14 protein-coding genes are annotated in these 13,347 nt (G+C 63.0%); 7 read left to right on the top strand and 7 right to left on the bottom strand.

Going from position 1 to position 13,347, the window contains the following annotated elements; genetic code table 11:
* Positions 1 to 40: 40 nt before the first annotated feature.
* Positions 41 to 1,405: an MFS transporter gene (locus ACH9L7_RS12280; protein ID WP_396610988.1), complete on the top strand. Its 1,365-nt coding sequence runs from the start codon at positions 41 to 43 to the stop codon at positions 1,403 to 1,405.
* Positions 1,406 to 1,503: 98 nt separating this feature from the next.
* Entirely contained in the window at positions 1,504 to 3,237 is a 1,734-nt protein-coding gene (locus tag ACH9L7_RS12275; protein ID WP_396610987.1) for a histidine kinase N-terminal 7TM domain-containing protein, read from the top strand.
* On the opposite strand, the gene ACH9L7_RS12270 is transcribed toward ACH9L7_RS12275, so the two are convergent.
* Entirely contained in the window at positions 3,238 to 3,981 is a 744-nt protein-coding gene (locus tag ACH9L7_RS12270) for a DNA polymerase sliding clamp (RefSeq protein ID WP_396610986.1), read from the bottom strand.
* Positions 3,982 to 4,308: 327 nt separating this feature from the next.
* Here ACH9L7_RS12270 and ACH9L7_RS12265 point away from each other — a divergent pair, with 327 nt between their 5' ends.
* On the top strand, positions 4,309 to 4,743 hold the full coding sequence (locus tag ACH9L7_RS12265; protein WP_396610985.1) for a low molecular weight phosphatase family protein: 435 nt from the start codon (positions 4,309 to 4,311) through the stop codon (positions 4,741 to 4,743).
* Positions 4,744 to 4,856: 113 nt separating this feature from the next.
* Here the strand turns inward: ACH9L7_RS12265 and ACH9L7_RS12260 are convergent, their stop codons facing one another.
* Positions 4,857 to 5,768 (bottom strand): NmrA/HSCARG family protein, encoded by a 912-nt coding sequence (locus tag ACH9L7_RS12260; RefSeq protein WP_396610984.1) that lies wholly within the window; start codon positions 5,766 to 5,768, stop codon positions 4,857 to 4,859.
* Positions 5,769 to 5,979: 211 nt separating this feature from the next.
* Between ACH9L7_RS12260 and ACH9L7_RS12255 the strand changes: the two genes are divergently transcribed.
* Both ACH9L7_RS12255 and ACH9L7_RS12250 read left to right on the top strand, forming a co-directional pair.
* On the top strand, positions 5,980 to 6,753 hold the full coding sequence (locus ACH9L7_RS12255) for a 23S rRNA (uridine(2552)-2'-O)-methyltransferase (protein ID WP_396610983.1): 774 nt from the start codon (positions 5,980 to 5,982) through the stop codon (positions 6,751 to 6,753).
* Positions 6,754 to 6,884: 131 nt separating this feature from the next.
* Entirely contained in the window at positions 6,885 to 7,283 is a 399-nt protein-coding gene (locus ACH9L7_RS12250) for a RidA family protein (RefSeq protein ID WP_396610982.1), read from the top strand.
* A gap of 20 nt (positions 7,284 to 7,303) precedes the next feature.
* Here the strand turns inward: ACH9L7_RS12250 and ACH9L7_RS12245 are convergent, their stop codons facing one another.
* From ACH9L7_RS12245 to ACH9L7_RS12230, 4 genes are all read right to left on the bottom strand, one after another.
* Positions 7,304 to 7,474, bottom strand: a complete 171-nt coding sequence (locus ACH9L7_RS12245) for a hypothetical protein (protein WP_396610981.1) — start codon at positions 7,472 to 7,474, stop codon at positions 7,304 to 7,306.
* A gap of 50 nt (positions 7,475 to 7,524) precedes the next feature.
* Entirely contained in the window at positions 7,525 to 8,244 is a 720-nt protein-coding gene (locus ACH9L7_RS12240; RefSeq protein ID WP_396610980.1) for a queuosine precursor transporter, read from the bottom strand.
* Positions 8,237 to 8,413, bottom strand: a complete 177-nt coding sequence (locus ACH9L7_RS12235; protein WP_074792857.1) for a ribbon-helix-helix domain-containing protein — start codon at positions 8,411 to 8,413, stop codon at positions 8,237 to 8,239. Before ACH9L7_RS12235 ends, ACH9L7_RS12240 begins: the two co-directional genes overlap by 8 nt.
* Positions 8,414 to 8,541: 128 nt before the next feature.
* Positions 8,542 to 10,695, bottom strand: coding sequence for a twin-arginine translocase subunit TatC (locus tag ACH9L7_RS12230; protein ID WP_396610979.1), 2,154 nt, complete (start codon positions 10,693 to 10,695; stop codon positions 8,542 to 8,544).
* 130 nt (positions 10,696 to 10,825) lie between these two features.
* On the opposite strand from ACH9L7_RS12230, the gene ACH9L7_RS12225 reads away from it, so the two are divergent.
* On the top strand, positions 10,826 to 12,208 hold the full coding sequence (locus tag ACH9L7_RS12225) for a twin-arginine translocase subunit TatC (protein WP_396610978.1): 1,383 nt from the start codon (positions 10,826 to 10,828) through the stop codon (positions 12,206 to 12,208).
* Positions 12,209 to 12,281: 73 nt separating this feature from the next.
* Here ACH9L7_RS12225 and ACH9L7_RS12220 read toward each other — a convergent pair whose 3' ends face one another.
* Entirely contained in the window at positions 12,282 to 12,617 is a 336-nt protein-coding gene (locus ACH9L7_RS12220; protein WP_396610977.1) for an SRPBCC family protein, read from the bottom strand.
* A gap of 74 nt (positions 12,618 to 12,691) precedes the next feature.
* Here ACH9L7_RS12220 and ACH9L7_RS12215 point away from each other — a divergent pair, with 74 nt between their 5' ends.
* Positions 12,692 to 13,336, top strand: a complete 645-nt coding sequence (locus ACH9L7_RS12215) for a histidine phosphatase family protein (RefSeq protein ID WP_396610976.1) — start codon at positions 12,692 to 12,694, stop codon at positions 13,334 to 13,336.
* Positions 13,337 to 13,347: the final 11 nt, after the last annotated feature.

The raw sequence follows: 13,347 nt of genomic DNA, 5'->3' as shown, positions 1-13,347 counted from the left end.
AGGCGCAACGGTTAGGGACTTTTCGCACCTCTACTGAGTCGTGAGTGCTCCTGAGTCGGCAGTCGTGACCGACGCGTCTCCACCACCGGACACGAAGGCTGACGGGTCCAGACGCGCCCTCGCTGTCGTCATCGGCATCGTGTTTATCGACCTCCTCGGGTTTGGGGTGGTCATCCCGATTCTCCCGTTTTACGTGCGGAGTTTCGCCGTCAGCGACGTGTACATCGGTTTGCTCGCGGCCTCGTACTCCATCATGCAGTTCCTCTTTGCGCCCATTCTCGGGCGTATCTCCGACCAACGCGGTCGGCGGCCGGTCATCATGTTGTCTCTCGTCGGCAGCGTCCTCGCGTGGACCGTCTTCGGTCTCGCCGGACAGGTCGAATTCACCCTTGGAACGACCGCCGCGGTGGCGACGCTGTTCGCCTCACGGATGCTCGCAGGTGCGATGGGCGGAAATATCGCCACGGCGCAGGCGTACATCGCGGATATCACACCCGCTGAACGCCGCGCGGGCGCACTGGGCCTCATCGGTGCCTCGTTCAGCCTCGGGTTCATCTTCGGCCCGGCTATCGGCGGGCTCATGGCCTCCGACCCGGTCGTCGCCGGTGCCCGCGACCTGCTTCCGGCCATCGTTCCGGCGACGCGTTTCTCGCTGCCGAGTTTCACCGCCGCCGCGTTGAGTCTCGTCAGTCTCGGGTTCGCGTTCGTCTTCCTCCGCGAACCGGACAGAATGCGCGGGCCCGCCTCGTCGTCGACCACGACGCTCGTCTCGCAGTTCCGTAGCGCGCTCGCCGACGACGCGCTTCGCGGCCTCGTCGTGTCGTTCTTCGTCGTCTCGGTCGCCTTCTCAGGGATTCAGGTCATGTTCATCCCCTTTGCCGCCGACATCTACGGCTACGGCGAGACGGAGACGGCGCTGTTTTTGACGTACATCGGTATCCTCGGAACCCTGAATCAGGGCGTCGTGGTCGGCCAACTCGCTCGCCGGTACTCGGAGGCGGTACTGGCCGTCGTCGGCGCGGTCGGACTCATGCTCGCGCTTGCCCTCCTCCCCTTCTCGCCGACGCTCGGCGGGTACCTTCCGGCCGTCTCGGGGCCGTCGTGGTTCACGCGCGAACTCGTCGCGCTCATGCTCGTCGGTGCGCTCCTCTCGTTCGGAAACGGGATGCTCAACGTCTCGCTGTCGACGCTGGTCTCGACGTCCGCCTCGGCCGACCAGCAGGGCAACGCCTTCGGCGTCACACAGGGCGCTGGCAGTCTCGGACGAACTGTCGGCCCGCCAGCGATGGCGGCGCTCTACGTCCTCGCGTACTGGTCGCCCTTCGTTGCCGGGGCCGTGCTCGTCGTCCCGGTCGTCTACATCCTCGCGATGGCCGCTCGCCGTCCGCGCGGGGTCGTTTCCTGACGCCCGACTCTGATGGCCAACCGAACTGCACCCACAACTGTTAGGCCTACACAGTAGAATCACCATCCGTGTTCTGGGCCAGCGTGCGTTCACCCCTTGTGGTTCTGTGTGCCCTTGCGGCCGTTGTCTCGGGGTCTATCGCAACAGTCGCGTGGCGAGAGGGCACCGAACCCGGGTCGAAGTCGCTTTCTGTCCTCCTGTTCGCGGCGGCGCTCTGGGCGACATCCTACGCGCTCGCGCTCACGACGTTCGACCCCGGTCTCCGCGCGTGGTTCGAAGTCCCCATCGAAATCGCACAGGCTATCATCGCCCCGGCCTGGTTCGCCTTCTCGCTCGCCTACACCGGCCGTGGCGACATGCTCTCGAAGCGACTCATCGGGGCGTTGCTCGTCTTTCCCGGGTTTATCGTCGCCGGAATGCTCGCCGACCCGACGAGCAACTTCCTGTGGAGTGCCTATCGAATCGACCCGGTCTTCGGGGCGGCCACGGTCCAGTTCGACCCGACGTTCTTGTACTTCCTCCACGCCGTCTACGGGTACGTCATCATCGGAACCGGGTTAGTGCTCGTCGTGGAGATGCTGGCTGAACGCATCTCTCGCTATCGCGAACAGGCCGTCGCGCTTGCTATCGGCTCTACCGCTCCGACCATCGCGCACGTCGCCCACACCTTCAGAATCGGCCCGCTTCCGATGGTGAACTTCACGCCAATCGCGCTCTCGGTGACGGGCGCGACGTTCGGGTACGCGCTCTATCGCTTCCAACTGTTCGGTCTCTCCCCGGCGACAGGGCGATTGGGGCGTCGCTCCGCTATCGACGACGTGGCCGTCGGCATCCTCGTCCTCGACCGCGAGAATCGAATCGTCGACGCGAACGCCACCGCAACGTCACTCCTCGGTATCGACGCCGACTCGGTCGCGCTGGACTCGCTCTCGGCGGTCCTCCCCGGGGTCGATGTCGAGTCCGACCGCCAACTCGTCGACGTGACCGTAGACCGTCGCCGCCGCACCTACGAGGTAACCGTCTCGCCGGTGACTGACCAGCACGGCCAACTGCTCGGCCGAACTGTCACCGTCTCGGATGCGACCCCACGGGTCCGCCGTCGCCAGCGTCTCGAAGTACTGAATCGCGTCCTCCGGCACAATCTCCGCAACGACATGACCGTCGTCATGGGCTACGTCGATATGGTCGAAGCACACCTCCCCCCGGGCGAGCGCGAGGCGGCGGCGACGATTCGGTCGCGGTCGGAGGCGCTGCTCTCTATCGGCGAGAAAGCACGCTCGGTCGAGCGGGTTATGGCGGATATCGACGCTGGCAGCCAGTTCGACGCGGCGGAGACAGTCGAAACAATCGTCGAGGAGGTTCGGTCAGCATTCGAGCGCGGAAGCGTCACTATCGACGCCCCGGCGACGCTCCCGGTCGTCGGCAGCGAACCGGCGACGAAACTCGTCGTCCGCGAACTCGTCGAAAACGCGTTCGACCACGGCGGCCACGACCCGACCGTCAGGGTCGAACTCCGAGAGGACCAGTCGGACCTCGTCGTGACCGTCTCCGACGACGGTCCTGGCGTGCCAGAGTACGAACGAACCGTCGTCGAGGCGGGCGGCGAGTCGGCGCTGCAACACGGGAGCGGCATCGGCCTGTGGGCGGTCCGCTGGGCGGTCGATGCCCTCGGTGGGCGTCTCTCGTTCGACGTAGACGGCGGGACGACGGCGACAGTCCGACTGCCGCGGTGGTGTGGGCCAGTGGTGGAGCGGTCGGCAGATGAGGAATTCGACAGCGCCGTCGCTGGGAGTGCGGAGTCGGTGTCGCGGAAAAGTGGTGGGACGCGTTAGTTAGTCGCTCTGGATGCGCGGGGCGAGCATGTACGTGATGTCGCCCATCCCTTCGGCAATCTGGTAGTGAAGTTTGACCGGGAACTCTTCGCCGAGTTCGACGGTGACTTCGGCGTCGGACGGAATCGCCTTGTTCATGTCCTTCAGGTAGTCAAGCGAGAACAGCGAGTCGGCCGCGCCCGCTTCGATGGCGATGAGGTCTGCCGGTGGCAGCGAGAGGTCCACGTCGTCGGTGTCGCCTTCTGCTTCGATGTGGAACGTCTCTTCGGTGCCGTCGACGCGGAGGCGGATGTGGTCAGAGACCATGTCGGCCGCCTTGATACCGCGGTCGAGGTGTGCGCCTTCGAGAACGATGTTCGCGGGAAGGTCGAGGTCCGGAATGTCCGGTTCCTGACGGATAGAGTCGGGGTCGATGAGCGCGAGCGTGTAGGAAAGCCCGTCGATGCGGATGTTGAGTTTTCGGGTCTCCTCGTCGAGCGTGAGGTGCACGAGGTCGCCGGAACCTGCCATGCCAGCGACTTCTTCGAGACGCGAGAGATTGACGCCGATGACGCCGCCGTCTGCCTCGTAGGACTCGAACGCGGCAGCGTCGAGCGAGAGGTCGACCATGCCGACGTTGGCGGGGTCGACGGCGCGGATGGCGAGGCCCTCCTCGTTGAGTCGAATCTTACACTCGTCGACGAGCACGCTCACCGAATCGAGCGCGTCCCGGAGCGTCGCGGCACTCACGATGGCCTTGAACATATGTGCCGTCGTACGACAGCGGTCTTAAAAATACTCCTGATTTGACCCGACCATATGTTGTTCCCGCACGCCTTCCCGCGTGCGCGACCCGTCATCGGCACTCCCGAGTAGTTCTCGATAGCGCTCCCGAGAGGTCTGTCGTCTCTGCGTTGTTACTTACGCCACTATTCAACATCCTTTGGCTATGTGTTGAAACGGCCGAATTCCTGCTCCTCACGCTCCGAAGAGCTGATATAGGGTGGTATTCAATTGCTCGCATATGACGGCTACTTCGACGCGATGTTTCGACCACGTGACGACATCGACTGCCGACCGAGGTGCCGACGAATGAGCGACGCTGAATCGACTCGGGTCGCGTTCGTCTGCGTCCAGAACGCCGGTCGGAGTCAGATGGCGACGGCCTTCGCTCGCCGTGAGCAGGCCGAGCGCGGTGTCGACGGCCAAATCGACATCGTGACCGGGGGCACCGACCCTGCAGACCACGTTCACGATGTCGTCGTCGAGGTGATGGCGGAGGAGGGATTCGACCTCGAAGACGAGACGCCGCGGGCTATCTCGCAAGACGAGATTCTGGACGTGGATATCGTCGTCACGATGGGGTGCTCTGCGGAAGGTATCTGTCCCATGACGTGGCGCGGTGACGCCCGCGACTGGGACCTTGACGACCCCGACGGCCGCGACCTCGACGAGGTACGGGCGATTCGCGACGACATCGAAGCCCGGGTTGCGGCGCTGTTCGACGAACTCGTCGAAGAAGCCTGATACGACTCGTGTTCCTCAGAGTACGACTTGTGTTCCTCCGCTCCCCCGAGTGTGCCTTGCGTTCGTCTGACGCGCTCTGAAAAATAACTGTAGAGAGTGCGTTCGAGGTCGGGCTACATCGCTTTCGCCCATCCGGGGACGCTTGCCATCTCTTGTTTGTTCTCCCAGCCGTGTTCGTGGAGGTACGTTTCGAGGTCGGTGAACTCGAAGCCGAACCGCTCTTCGAGTGCGTCGATATCGGCATCGTAGCCGACTTCGTTGAACCACTCGAACATCATCGCAAATTCTTCGCCGAACGCCTCGGACGCGTCCTCGATGGGGACGTGGACTGCCTCGACATCGACGCTCGTGACCTTCGAGAACACTGCAGCGGTCTCTTCGAGCGCCAGTTCCTCACCCCCAATGTCGATTGACTCGCCGAGGAATTCCGCTGGGTTCTCGAACATGACGGTGACCACCCGACCGAGGTCGTCGTTACTGACCATCTGTAGGTCGACGCCTTCCCTGAGCGGGAGTGCGAGCGTCCCGTCTTCGACGATGTCTTCGGCGAACGCTTCGAAATTCTCGAGGAAGAAGACGGGTTTGACAATCGTCGACGGCAGGTCGAGACTGTCGATGTACTGGTCGATTTCGTTGGCTGATTCGAAGTGCGGGACACCCGTGTCTTGGTCGTGGCCTCCGACCCCCGAAAAGACGAAGTGGTCGATGTCTGCTTCGCTGGCGACGGTGGCAATGTTCTTGCCTTGCCGAACTTGCGCGTCGTATCCCTGCGTCCAGAAGTTGCTGACGGCGAAGACGGCGTCAACGTCGCCGACGGGACCACGAAGCGTCTCCGGTTCTTCGAGGTCGCCTTCGACCATCGTCACGCCTCGCCCTTCGAGCGCCCGTGCAGCCTCGCTGGATGCATCCCGCGTCAGACCGTGGATGTCGAAGTCGTGGTCGCTCTCGAGGAGATGGTCAACGACAGCACCCCCTTGGTTTCCTGTCGCGCCCACGACGAGTATGCGAGTTGGTTCATCGGTCATGGATAGTTCACCCGTCAGTACGTACGGAGAGAAAAATGATATAACTCGGGCGACACGGACGTTACCTACTAACGCCGAGGTTATCTGCCGCCGACGTCGCGACGAGTTCTGTGGCGGCGTTCGAACCGCCGCGGGTGCATGCCGGTCGTTCTCACGGCTTGCAGCGCAAGCCGAAGGGGGTATAGGGCGCGATACGCTACTGAGGGCAACGATGGCGCGCAAAGACCATTACTACAACAAGGCCAAACAGGAGGGCTACCGTGCCCGTTCGGCCTACAAGCTCAAACAACTCGACAGCGAAGTCGGGTTGTTCGGTCCCGGTAACACGGTCGTCGACCTCGGTGCCGCCCCCGGCGGGTGGCTTCAGGTCGCATCCGAGAAGGTCGGTGACCACGGGAAAGTCGTCGGCGTCGACCTCCAGCGAATCCGTAATCTCGACAGCCACAACATCGAGACGATTCGCGGCGACATGACCGAAGACGAGACGAAGGAGAAGTTGAAGGATATCGTCGGCGAAGCGGGTGCCGACGCCGTCGTCTCCGACATGGCTCCGAACATGACCGGCGAGTACTCGCTGGACCACGCCCGCTCTATCTATCTCGCTCGGCAGGCGTTCGAGACCGCACAGGAGATTTTGGCTACCGGCGGCGACTTCGCCGTGAAGGTGTTCGACGGGCAGGACCTCGCAGACTTCCGGGCCGACATGGAACCGGAGTTTCAGTACGTCCGGTCGATTCGTCCCGACGCCTCGCGCGACAGTTCCTCCGAGCAGTACCTCGTCGGCAAGAAGTTCCTCACCGCCCCTGTCCGGAAGGGCGACGAAGTCGAAGTCGAAATCATCGACGTTGGCAGCGAGGGCGACGGTATCGCCAAAGTCGACGACTTCACCGTGTTCGTCTCGGGTGCCGAGACGGGCGAGACGCCGACGGTTCGAATCACGGACGTGAAGCCGCGGTTCGCCTTCGCGGAACGCGTCGACGACTGAAACCCGCCCGTCTCGAAACCCACGACGAGGCTCCGGCGCGCCGTCTCTCCGCTCGTTTTTCTCGGTTCTTGCAGCAGGTTCCACAGATTTCCGCATCGGGTTTCTTAGGCTCGACTATCCTACCAGTGGTAATGGAGCGACAATTGATTTCGTCGGGAACAGAGTGGGAACCGCGCGTCGGCTACTCTCGGGCCGTTCGGGTCGGCCCGCACGTCCACGTCTCGGGAACGACGGCGACAGACGACGACGGGAATATCATCGGCACAGGCGATGCGTACGCACAGACGAAACAGGCGCTCGCAAACGTCGAATCGGCACTGGAAGCGGCCGGGGCGTCGGCCGCTGACGTAGTCAGAACACGGCTGTTCGTCGCCGATATCGACCAGTGGGAGGCCGTCGGCGACGCTCACGCCGAGGTGTTCGGCGACATTCGGCCCGCGACGAGCATGGTCGAAGTCGCCCGACTCATCGACGAGGACATCCTCGTCGAAGTTGAAGCGACTGCGATAGTCGCCGACGACTCCGAGTAAGGGACCACGCTATCCGGCAGTCACTCGCTGGTTACGAGTTCGAGTTTGAGTCCAGTCGTACACTCCGCTCCTCGGCACTCTCCGGTTGCGAGAATGTCGCCGAAGGACGTGTACGTCCCGCAGCTTGGACAGCGTATCCCCATCTCCATGGCGTCTGTCTCGCTCAGTCGGACGCGCTGCTCACCAACCATATTGTGGGGTATGCTACCAAGAGAGATAAGGCGCGCGACGATTCTCGGATTCAGTCGGCGACCCATCCGTCGTCATCCGATTCGGTGCCGTCACCGAGGAGTGCAACGACGGCGTAGACGAATGGCGTGTCGACGAGGGCGATGAGGAGCTTTAGGAGATACTGCCCCACGACGAGTGCGAGAAGGATGTTCTCTGGGAGCGCCTGTCCGATTCCGAGCACAGTCGGCGCGATGTAGAACGCGACGCCGACGAAGATGACGGTGTCGATAGCCTGACTCGTCGCCGTCGAGGCGATGTTACGGAGCCACAGGAAGGCACCGTCGGTCAGGTCGCGGATGCCGTGGAAGACGATAACGTCCCAGTTCTGGCTGACCACGTACGCGAGGAGGCTTCCGGCGACGATGTTCGTCCCCGACCCGAGTACGTCCGCGAACTTCCCCGCGAACTCGGGGTTGACGGCGGGGGCCACGATGGTACTCCAGACAAGCCCGAGAAGGATGAAGTTCATCGCAAATCCGACGTTGACCATCACTTGCGCCGGTCGGCGGCCGTAGAGTTCGGAGTAGCAGTCAGACGCGAAGAAGGTAAGAGCGTACGCCAGTGCTGCGCCGGGCATGATAATCGACGCTCCGACGATTGGCAGTTCGCCGATAGCTGACGGGAGGGGAATCGCCAGCACCTTTGACGCGGTCAACTGCGCCGTCGTCAGCGCCGTGATGAACAACCCGACGAGGGCCACCTGTCCGATGGCGGCGCGCCCCTCACTCATCTTCCGCGAGTCGGTTGTGTCGGTCGTCGATCTGGTCGAGGAGGTCCAGTGTCTTCCGAATCGACGCCCGAACCGCGTCGCTTCGGTTCACGAACTTCTTGTCGTCGCCGACGTGCTCGTCTAAGTCCCTGAGCAGTTCGTCGGGAATCTCGACGCTTATCTTAGCCATACCAGACGATTATTACGATATTACTTACGCCTTTTCAACGGATTTCACCGTTGATTCACTAATTGTCAACGGATCAAAGGATATTGTGGCGACGGTTCTGGCAGTCCCGATGGACGCCGAAGCCGGTGTTACTCGGCCGCGCCGCGAGCGGGGGCGAGGTTCCGACGGCCGCCGAGCGTTATCACGAACAGAGCCCCGAGACCGATGCCGTAGGCGGCCATCAGCGGAATCGTCACCATGAACATCGTCGTGATGCTCGCGGGCGTGAAGACAGCCGAGATAGAGAGGATGAGGACCGTCACCTCGCGCCAGCGGTCTCGCATCGTATCGTAGGTGATACCCGCACTGTTCAGGAGTATCATCAGGATGGGCACGTCAGCGAGGAGGCCGATTCCGGCCGTGGTGAAGAAGATGAGCCAGAAGAAGTTCGTGATTCGGTAGGCGATGATCATGTTCGCCGCGATAGCGTCCTCGACGAGGAACGTGATGACCGTCGGCGCGATGAAACTGTAGCCCAGTGCGAAGCCACCAAGCAGGCCGCCGGTGAGCGCACCGGTCCAGAGGAAGACGGTGCGGCGGCGCTGACGGACGATGTTTCGATCTCGAAGCGCGGGCCACGCGAAGTACGCGAGAAGCGGGAACGTCGCCATCGCGGCCAGAATCGTCGAGAACTTCACTTCGAAGATGAGCGCCTCCATCGGGTGGAGGGCGACGACGTTCAGCACGTCGTCCGGCGTCACCGCGGCGGGCAGACGACTGAGGAAGTCCTCGTAGACATCCTTGATGCCGCCGGTGTAGAGCCATCCGAAGGTGCCTGCGAGGACGAACATGAACCACCCGACGAGCCAGAAGGCCCGCGAGGTGAGCGAGTCCACGATGAACGCGATGTCCTTGTAGTAGCCGCCGATGTCGTCTTCGTCCGTCTCGCCGTCGGTGAGTTCGGAGAAGAACGCGCCGCCAGCACGGGTCGTCCGGTCTTCGAGTTCGCTCGCGTCTTCCCCAGACTCGGCGGCGGCCTCTCTGTCGGCCTCTGCTTCGTCGAACCGGTCGAGGATGGCCTGTGCCTTTTCCGTGTCGTCGTCGTCGATGGCGGCCGACGCGAGGGCCATCGCGTCGTCTTCTTCGAGGTCGGCGAAGACCTCAGGCGGTGCCGCGCGCACGCCGTCGGCATCGAGCGCCGAGAGGTCGAGCTTCGTCGGGTCGCCGACACCGACTTCGGTGCGTTCGAGACGTTCGATGTCGCGGTAGACGAAGTATCCGAGACCGAAGACGAGACCGACGAGACCGCCAGCGACGACGAAGGCACCCAAGACGAGTTGTGACTCGACGGGCAGGAACGCGTAACTGCTTCCGGCAGCCTCGAGACCGTCGTTAGCGAGTTCGATGCCGCCGTACTCGTAGAAGGCGTAGACGAGGAGGCCCGCGACGACGCCGATGCCCGCGAGGAGGTTCCAGTGCGACGTTGCGGTCGCCTTGAGGTCCATCTTCTCGCTGCCGCGCTTGGCCGTGACGACGACCTTGGCGAGGTAGAGGCTGAAGCCGTAGAGCGAAATCACCGGAACAGCCCACATAATCTGTGTGAACGGGTCCGGTGGGGTGAACAGCGCACCGAACGCGAAGATACCGACGACCGCGTGCCGCCACTTGTCACGGAAGGTTTCGTACCGGACGATTTCGGCGTACGACAGGCCAGTCATCGCCAGCGGGAGTTGGCTGGCGAGACCGAACGAGAGCGTGAGCAGGAAAATGAACTGCGCCCACTTCACGATGGAGTACGTCGGCGTGAAGCCAGCAGAGAGGGCGTTTTTCGCGAGGAAGGCGAACGTGAACGGGAAGAACACGAAGTAGCCGTAGGCGACGCCCGCGGTGAACAGGACGATCATCGTCAGGCCGATGAGGACCAGTTTCCACGGCGCGACGGGTGACTTCGGCCACGCGCCGCGGGCTTTCAGCGCGTCCCTCGAAAAGTAGATGAACGGCGGGAGCGCCATGATGATACCCACGACGAGACCGATTTTCGCCTGCAGGAGGATGACATCGAACGGCGTCTGCGCGATGATTTCGAGGTTCCCCTCGGTCGAAGCGTCCATCTGGGCGACGGTGACGCCTTTGAAGAAGTCCCAGATGTACAGTCGGAGGGCGTAGAACGTCCCCAGAAAGCCGATGAGGAAGACGATGAAGACCTTCTGGAGGTCCTTCTGCGCCGCTCGAAGCATCGCACCCGCGGTCTCACGGCCTGCGGCGAGTGTTTGTTGGGTGTCGTCGTCGAGGGCGCTGGACATACCTACGTGGCGAAAGCAGTCTGGCGGTTATCAATCTTTTTCACCGAACCCGCCACAGCGGGGGTCTCGGGACGGTCCGGTGACGCAATGCGAAAAGACCTATAACAGGCCGGAAGCGTAGGTCACCTGAATGGCGGACGAGGCGCGCGACGCGGAACGGTCCCCGGACGACGAGACCGACGCGTCGGACGATATCGTCGATGCCGACTCGGCACCTTCAGACGACACAGCCGACGGCGACGAGGAGTCGACGGAAAGCGAGTTCGTCTCCGGCCGCGTGACACCACGCGACGAGGCGGAGAGCGACGCATCTGCCGAATCTGAAACGGACGCGGACGGCGACGTTGCCGTCGATTCGGATACCGACCCCGATTCTGACGATTCAGGTTCTGACGACTCGGACGATTCGGGTTCTGACGACTCGGATGATTCAGACTCTACAGACTCCGATTCGGCCTCGGTACCGAGCAACGTTTCCAGAATGATTCCCGATTCCGAGACGGACGGCACCGAACCGCTCTCCGACTCGGACGCGGAAGACGAGGATACCGAGACTGACGCGGAGGCGGATACGGAGGCCGACGCGGACGACACCACCGCCGACGGACCGAGCGCAATCGACGCCGAGACAGCACCCGGTGGCGACGACCCGGACGATGCGTCCGAACTCGCCTACGCAGAGGGCGATTCACCGGTATCGAGTGTGACCGACGACAGCCTCGACGACGGCATCATCGGTCCCGCTCCCGAGAGCGACCAGGAGATGCCGCTGACCGACCACATCGAGGAGATGATTCGTCGGCTTGCAGTCGTCTTCGCCGTCGCAGGAACCATCACGCTCCTCTTGTTCCCCGGTGCGGACATCCTCAACGCCTACGTGAACACGGGGCTCCCGAGTGCGACGGATGTCATCAACTTCCTCTGGAACACGCACATCCCCTCGGCGACCGAGATGACCGACCGTCGTCCGCGCCTCTACGGTCCGCTCGAACTCATCCTCACCAAGCTCAAGGTCGCCGGTCTCGCCGGGACCGTCATCGGACTGCCGGTGTTCGTCTACGAGACGTACCTGTTCATGCGCCCCGGATTGTTCCCCAAAGAGCGCAAGTACTACCTCGCGGCCGTCCCGACCAGCCTCGTCCTCGCCGTCATCGGCGTCACGTTCGCCCACTTCGTCGTCCTCCCGGCTATCTTCGCGTACTTCACTTCCTACACCGAAGGGACGGCGGTCATCGCGTTCGGCCTCAAGGAGACGTTCAACCTCATCCTCATCCTGATGGGCTACATGGCGGTCGTCTTCCAGATACCACTGTTCGTCCAACTGGCAATCATGATGAACCTGGTTACACGGCAGTGGCTGGAAGACCGCCGTCTGCTCTTTTGGGGGTCGTTCCTCGGACTGGCGTTCCTCGTCAGCCCCGACCCGACGGGGATGGCACCAATCATCGTCGGTGCGACGATGATTGTCCTCTTCGAGGGGACGCTCGCCCTCTTGCGCTGGACCGGGAACTGACCGCAGTCTGCGGTGCAGCCCTGAGATAGCCCAATTTGGGTAATTACCGGGTTTCAGGGGGGTCCAGCCGGTTTCAGGACGACTCCACCGCCTCGCGCTCCTCTGCTTCGACCAAGCCTTCGACGCGCGTCTTCAGCGCTTCGTTCATCGCCTCGAACCCTGCTCGCGTCTCGTCGCCGAGCCACCGAAGTTCGCGGTGTTTCTCGCAGTGCGTCACATCGGGTTCGAACACCGACTCGCGGCCGCCCGGCGGCATGAGGTGGACGGTAAGCGTCGCTCCCTCGTTTGGCCGTCCCGCAACGCGCATGAAGGGGTTCCACTCGTGGTAGTGGTCGAAATCGACGAGTACGTCCCACACTCGCTCCGGTGGCGCGTCGATTTCGATACTCGTCGTCAGTTCGCGCGTCATACAGGCATATTTGTCCGCCACCACCGTGAATCTCGCGCGGAACGTTCATTGCAGGTGAGGCGAGAGACGGACACATGGCAACCCTTCTTCTCGTCCGAAGCGGCGAGACGACGTGGTACCACGAGGGACGTGTGCAGGGGTGGGCACCCATTTCGCTGTCCGACCGCGGACGGCGACAAGCAGACGCGCTCGCGAACCACGTCGCGCAGGTCTACGATGTCGACCGCATCGTCGCCTCGGACATCGAACGCGCACAGGAGACGGCGCGCGCGCTCGCCGACGCGGTGGGCGTCGACCCGGCGTTCGACCCGGCGTGGCGCGACCGAGATGCGGGGTCGATGCAGGGACTCGACGCGCGGGAGGTCTTTGCGAAATTTCCGCAGTACGCACTCAGAGACGTGGGCGTCCCTGCGACCCGTGAACGACCACCCAGTGGCGAGAGCCTCGTCGAGGCGCGCCGCCGCGTCGTCACGGCGTTCGACGGACTCGTGGGGTCGATGGACGACGACGAGACGGTCGTGGTCGTCACGCACGGGACGCCGATACGCCTCGCGCTCGGCGACGTCAAACGACTCGACATCGTCGATGCGATACTGGCCCAGAAACTCGACCACGGAGGGGTCTGCGAACTCAGTGTCACCGTTGCTGACGATGACGTGGCAGACGAACCAACTATCGAAATCGTCGGGGAGAATCAGTCGTCGTTCGACGCGGCCTGACCTGAATCGGC

This window comes from Haloferax sp. S1W (genome assembly GCF_044593955.1).
Lineage (GTDB): Archaea > Halobacteriota > Halobacteria > Halobacteriales > Haloferacaceae > Haloferax.
This window is presented reverse-complemented; position numbering and strand designations above follow the sequence as displayed.

Bases quoted from the DNA above. Each gene is read 5' to 3' on its own strand.
- ACH9L7_RS12270 (WP_396610986.1), bottom strand. From the start codon at position 3,981: ATGTTCAAGGCCATCGTGAGTGCCGCGACGCTCCGGGACGCGCTCGAT.
- ACH9L7_RS12265 (WP_396610985.1), top strand. From the start codon at position 4,309: ATGAGCGACGCTGAATCGACTCGGGTCGCGTTCGTCTGCGTCCAGAAC.
- ACH9L7_RS12260 (WP_396610984.1), bottom strand. From the start codon at position 5,768: ATGACCGATGAACCAACTCGCATACTCGTCGTGGGCGCGACAGGAAAC.
- ACH9L7_RS12255 (WP_396610983.1), top strand. From the start codon at position 5,980: ATGGCGCGCAAAGACCATTACTACAACAAGGCCAAACAGGAGGGCTAC.
- ACH9L7_RS12250 (WP_396610982.1), top strand. From the start codon at position 6,885: ATGGAGCGACAATTGATTTCGTCGGGAACAGAGTGGGAACCGCGCGTC.
- ACH9L7_RS12245 (WP_396610981.1), bottom strand. From the start codon at position 7,474: ATGGTTGGTGAGCAGCGCGTCCGACTGAGCGAGACAGACGCCATGGAG.
- ACH9L7_RS12240 (WP_396610980.1), bottom strand. From the start codon at position 8,244: ATGAGTGAGGGGCGCGCCGCCATCGGACAGGTGGCCCTCGTCGGGTTG.
- ACH9L7_RS12235 (WP_074792857.1), bottom strand. From the start codon at position 8,413: ATGGCTAAGATAAGCGTCGAGATTCCCGACGAACTGCTCAGGGACTTA.
- ACH9L7_RS12230 (WP_396610979.1), bottom strand. From the start codon at position 10,695: ATGTCCAGCGCCCTCGACGACGACACCCAACAAACACTCGCCGCAGGC.
- ACH9L7_RS12225 (WP_396610978.1), top strand. From the start codon at position 10,826: ATGGCGGACGAGGCGCGCGACGCGGAACGGTCCCCGGACGACGAGACC.
- ACH9L7_RS12220 (WP_396610977.1), bottom strand. From the start codon at position 12,617: ATGACGCGCGAACTGACGACGAGTATCGAAATCGACGCGCCACCGGAG.
- ACH9L7_RS12215 (WP_396610976.1), top strand. From the start codon at position 12,692: ATGGCAACCCTTCTTCTCGTCCGAAGCGGCGAGACGACGTGGTACCAC.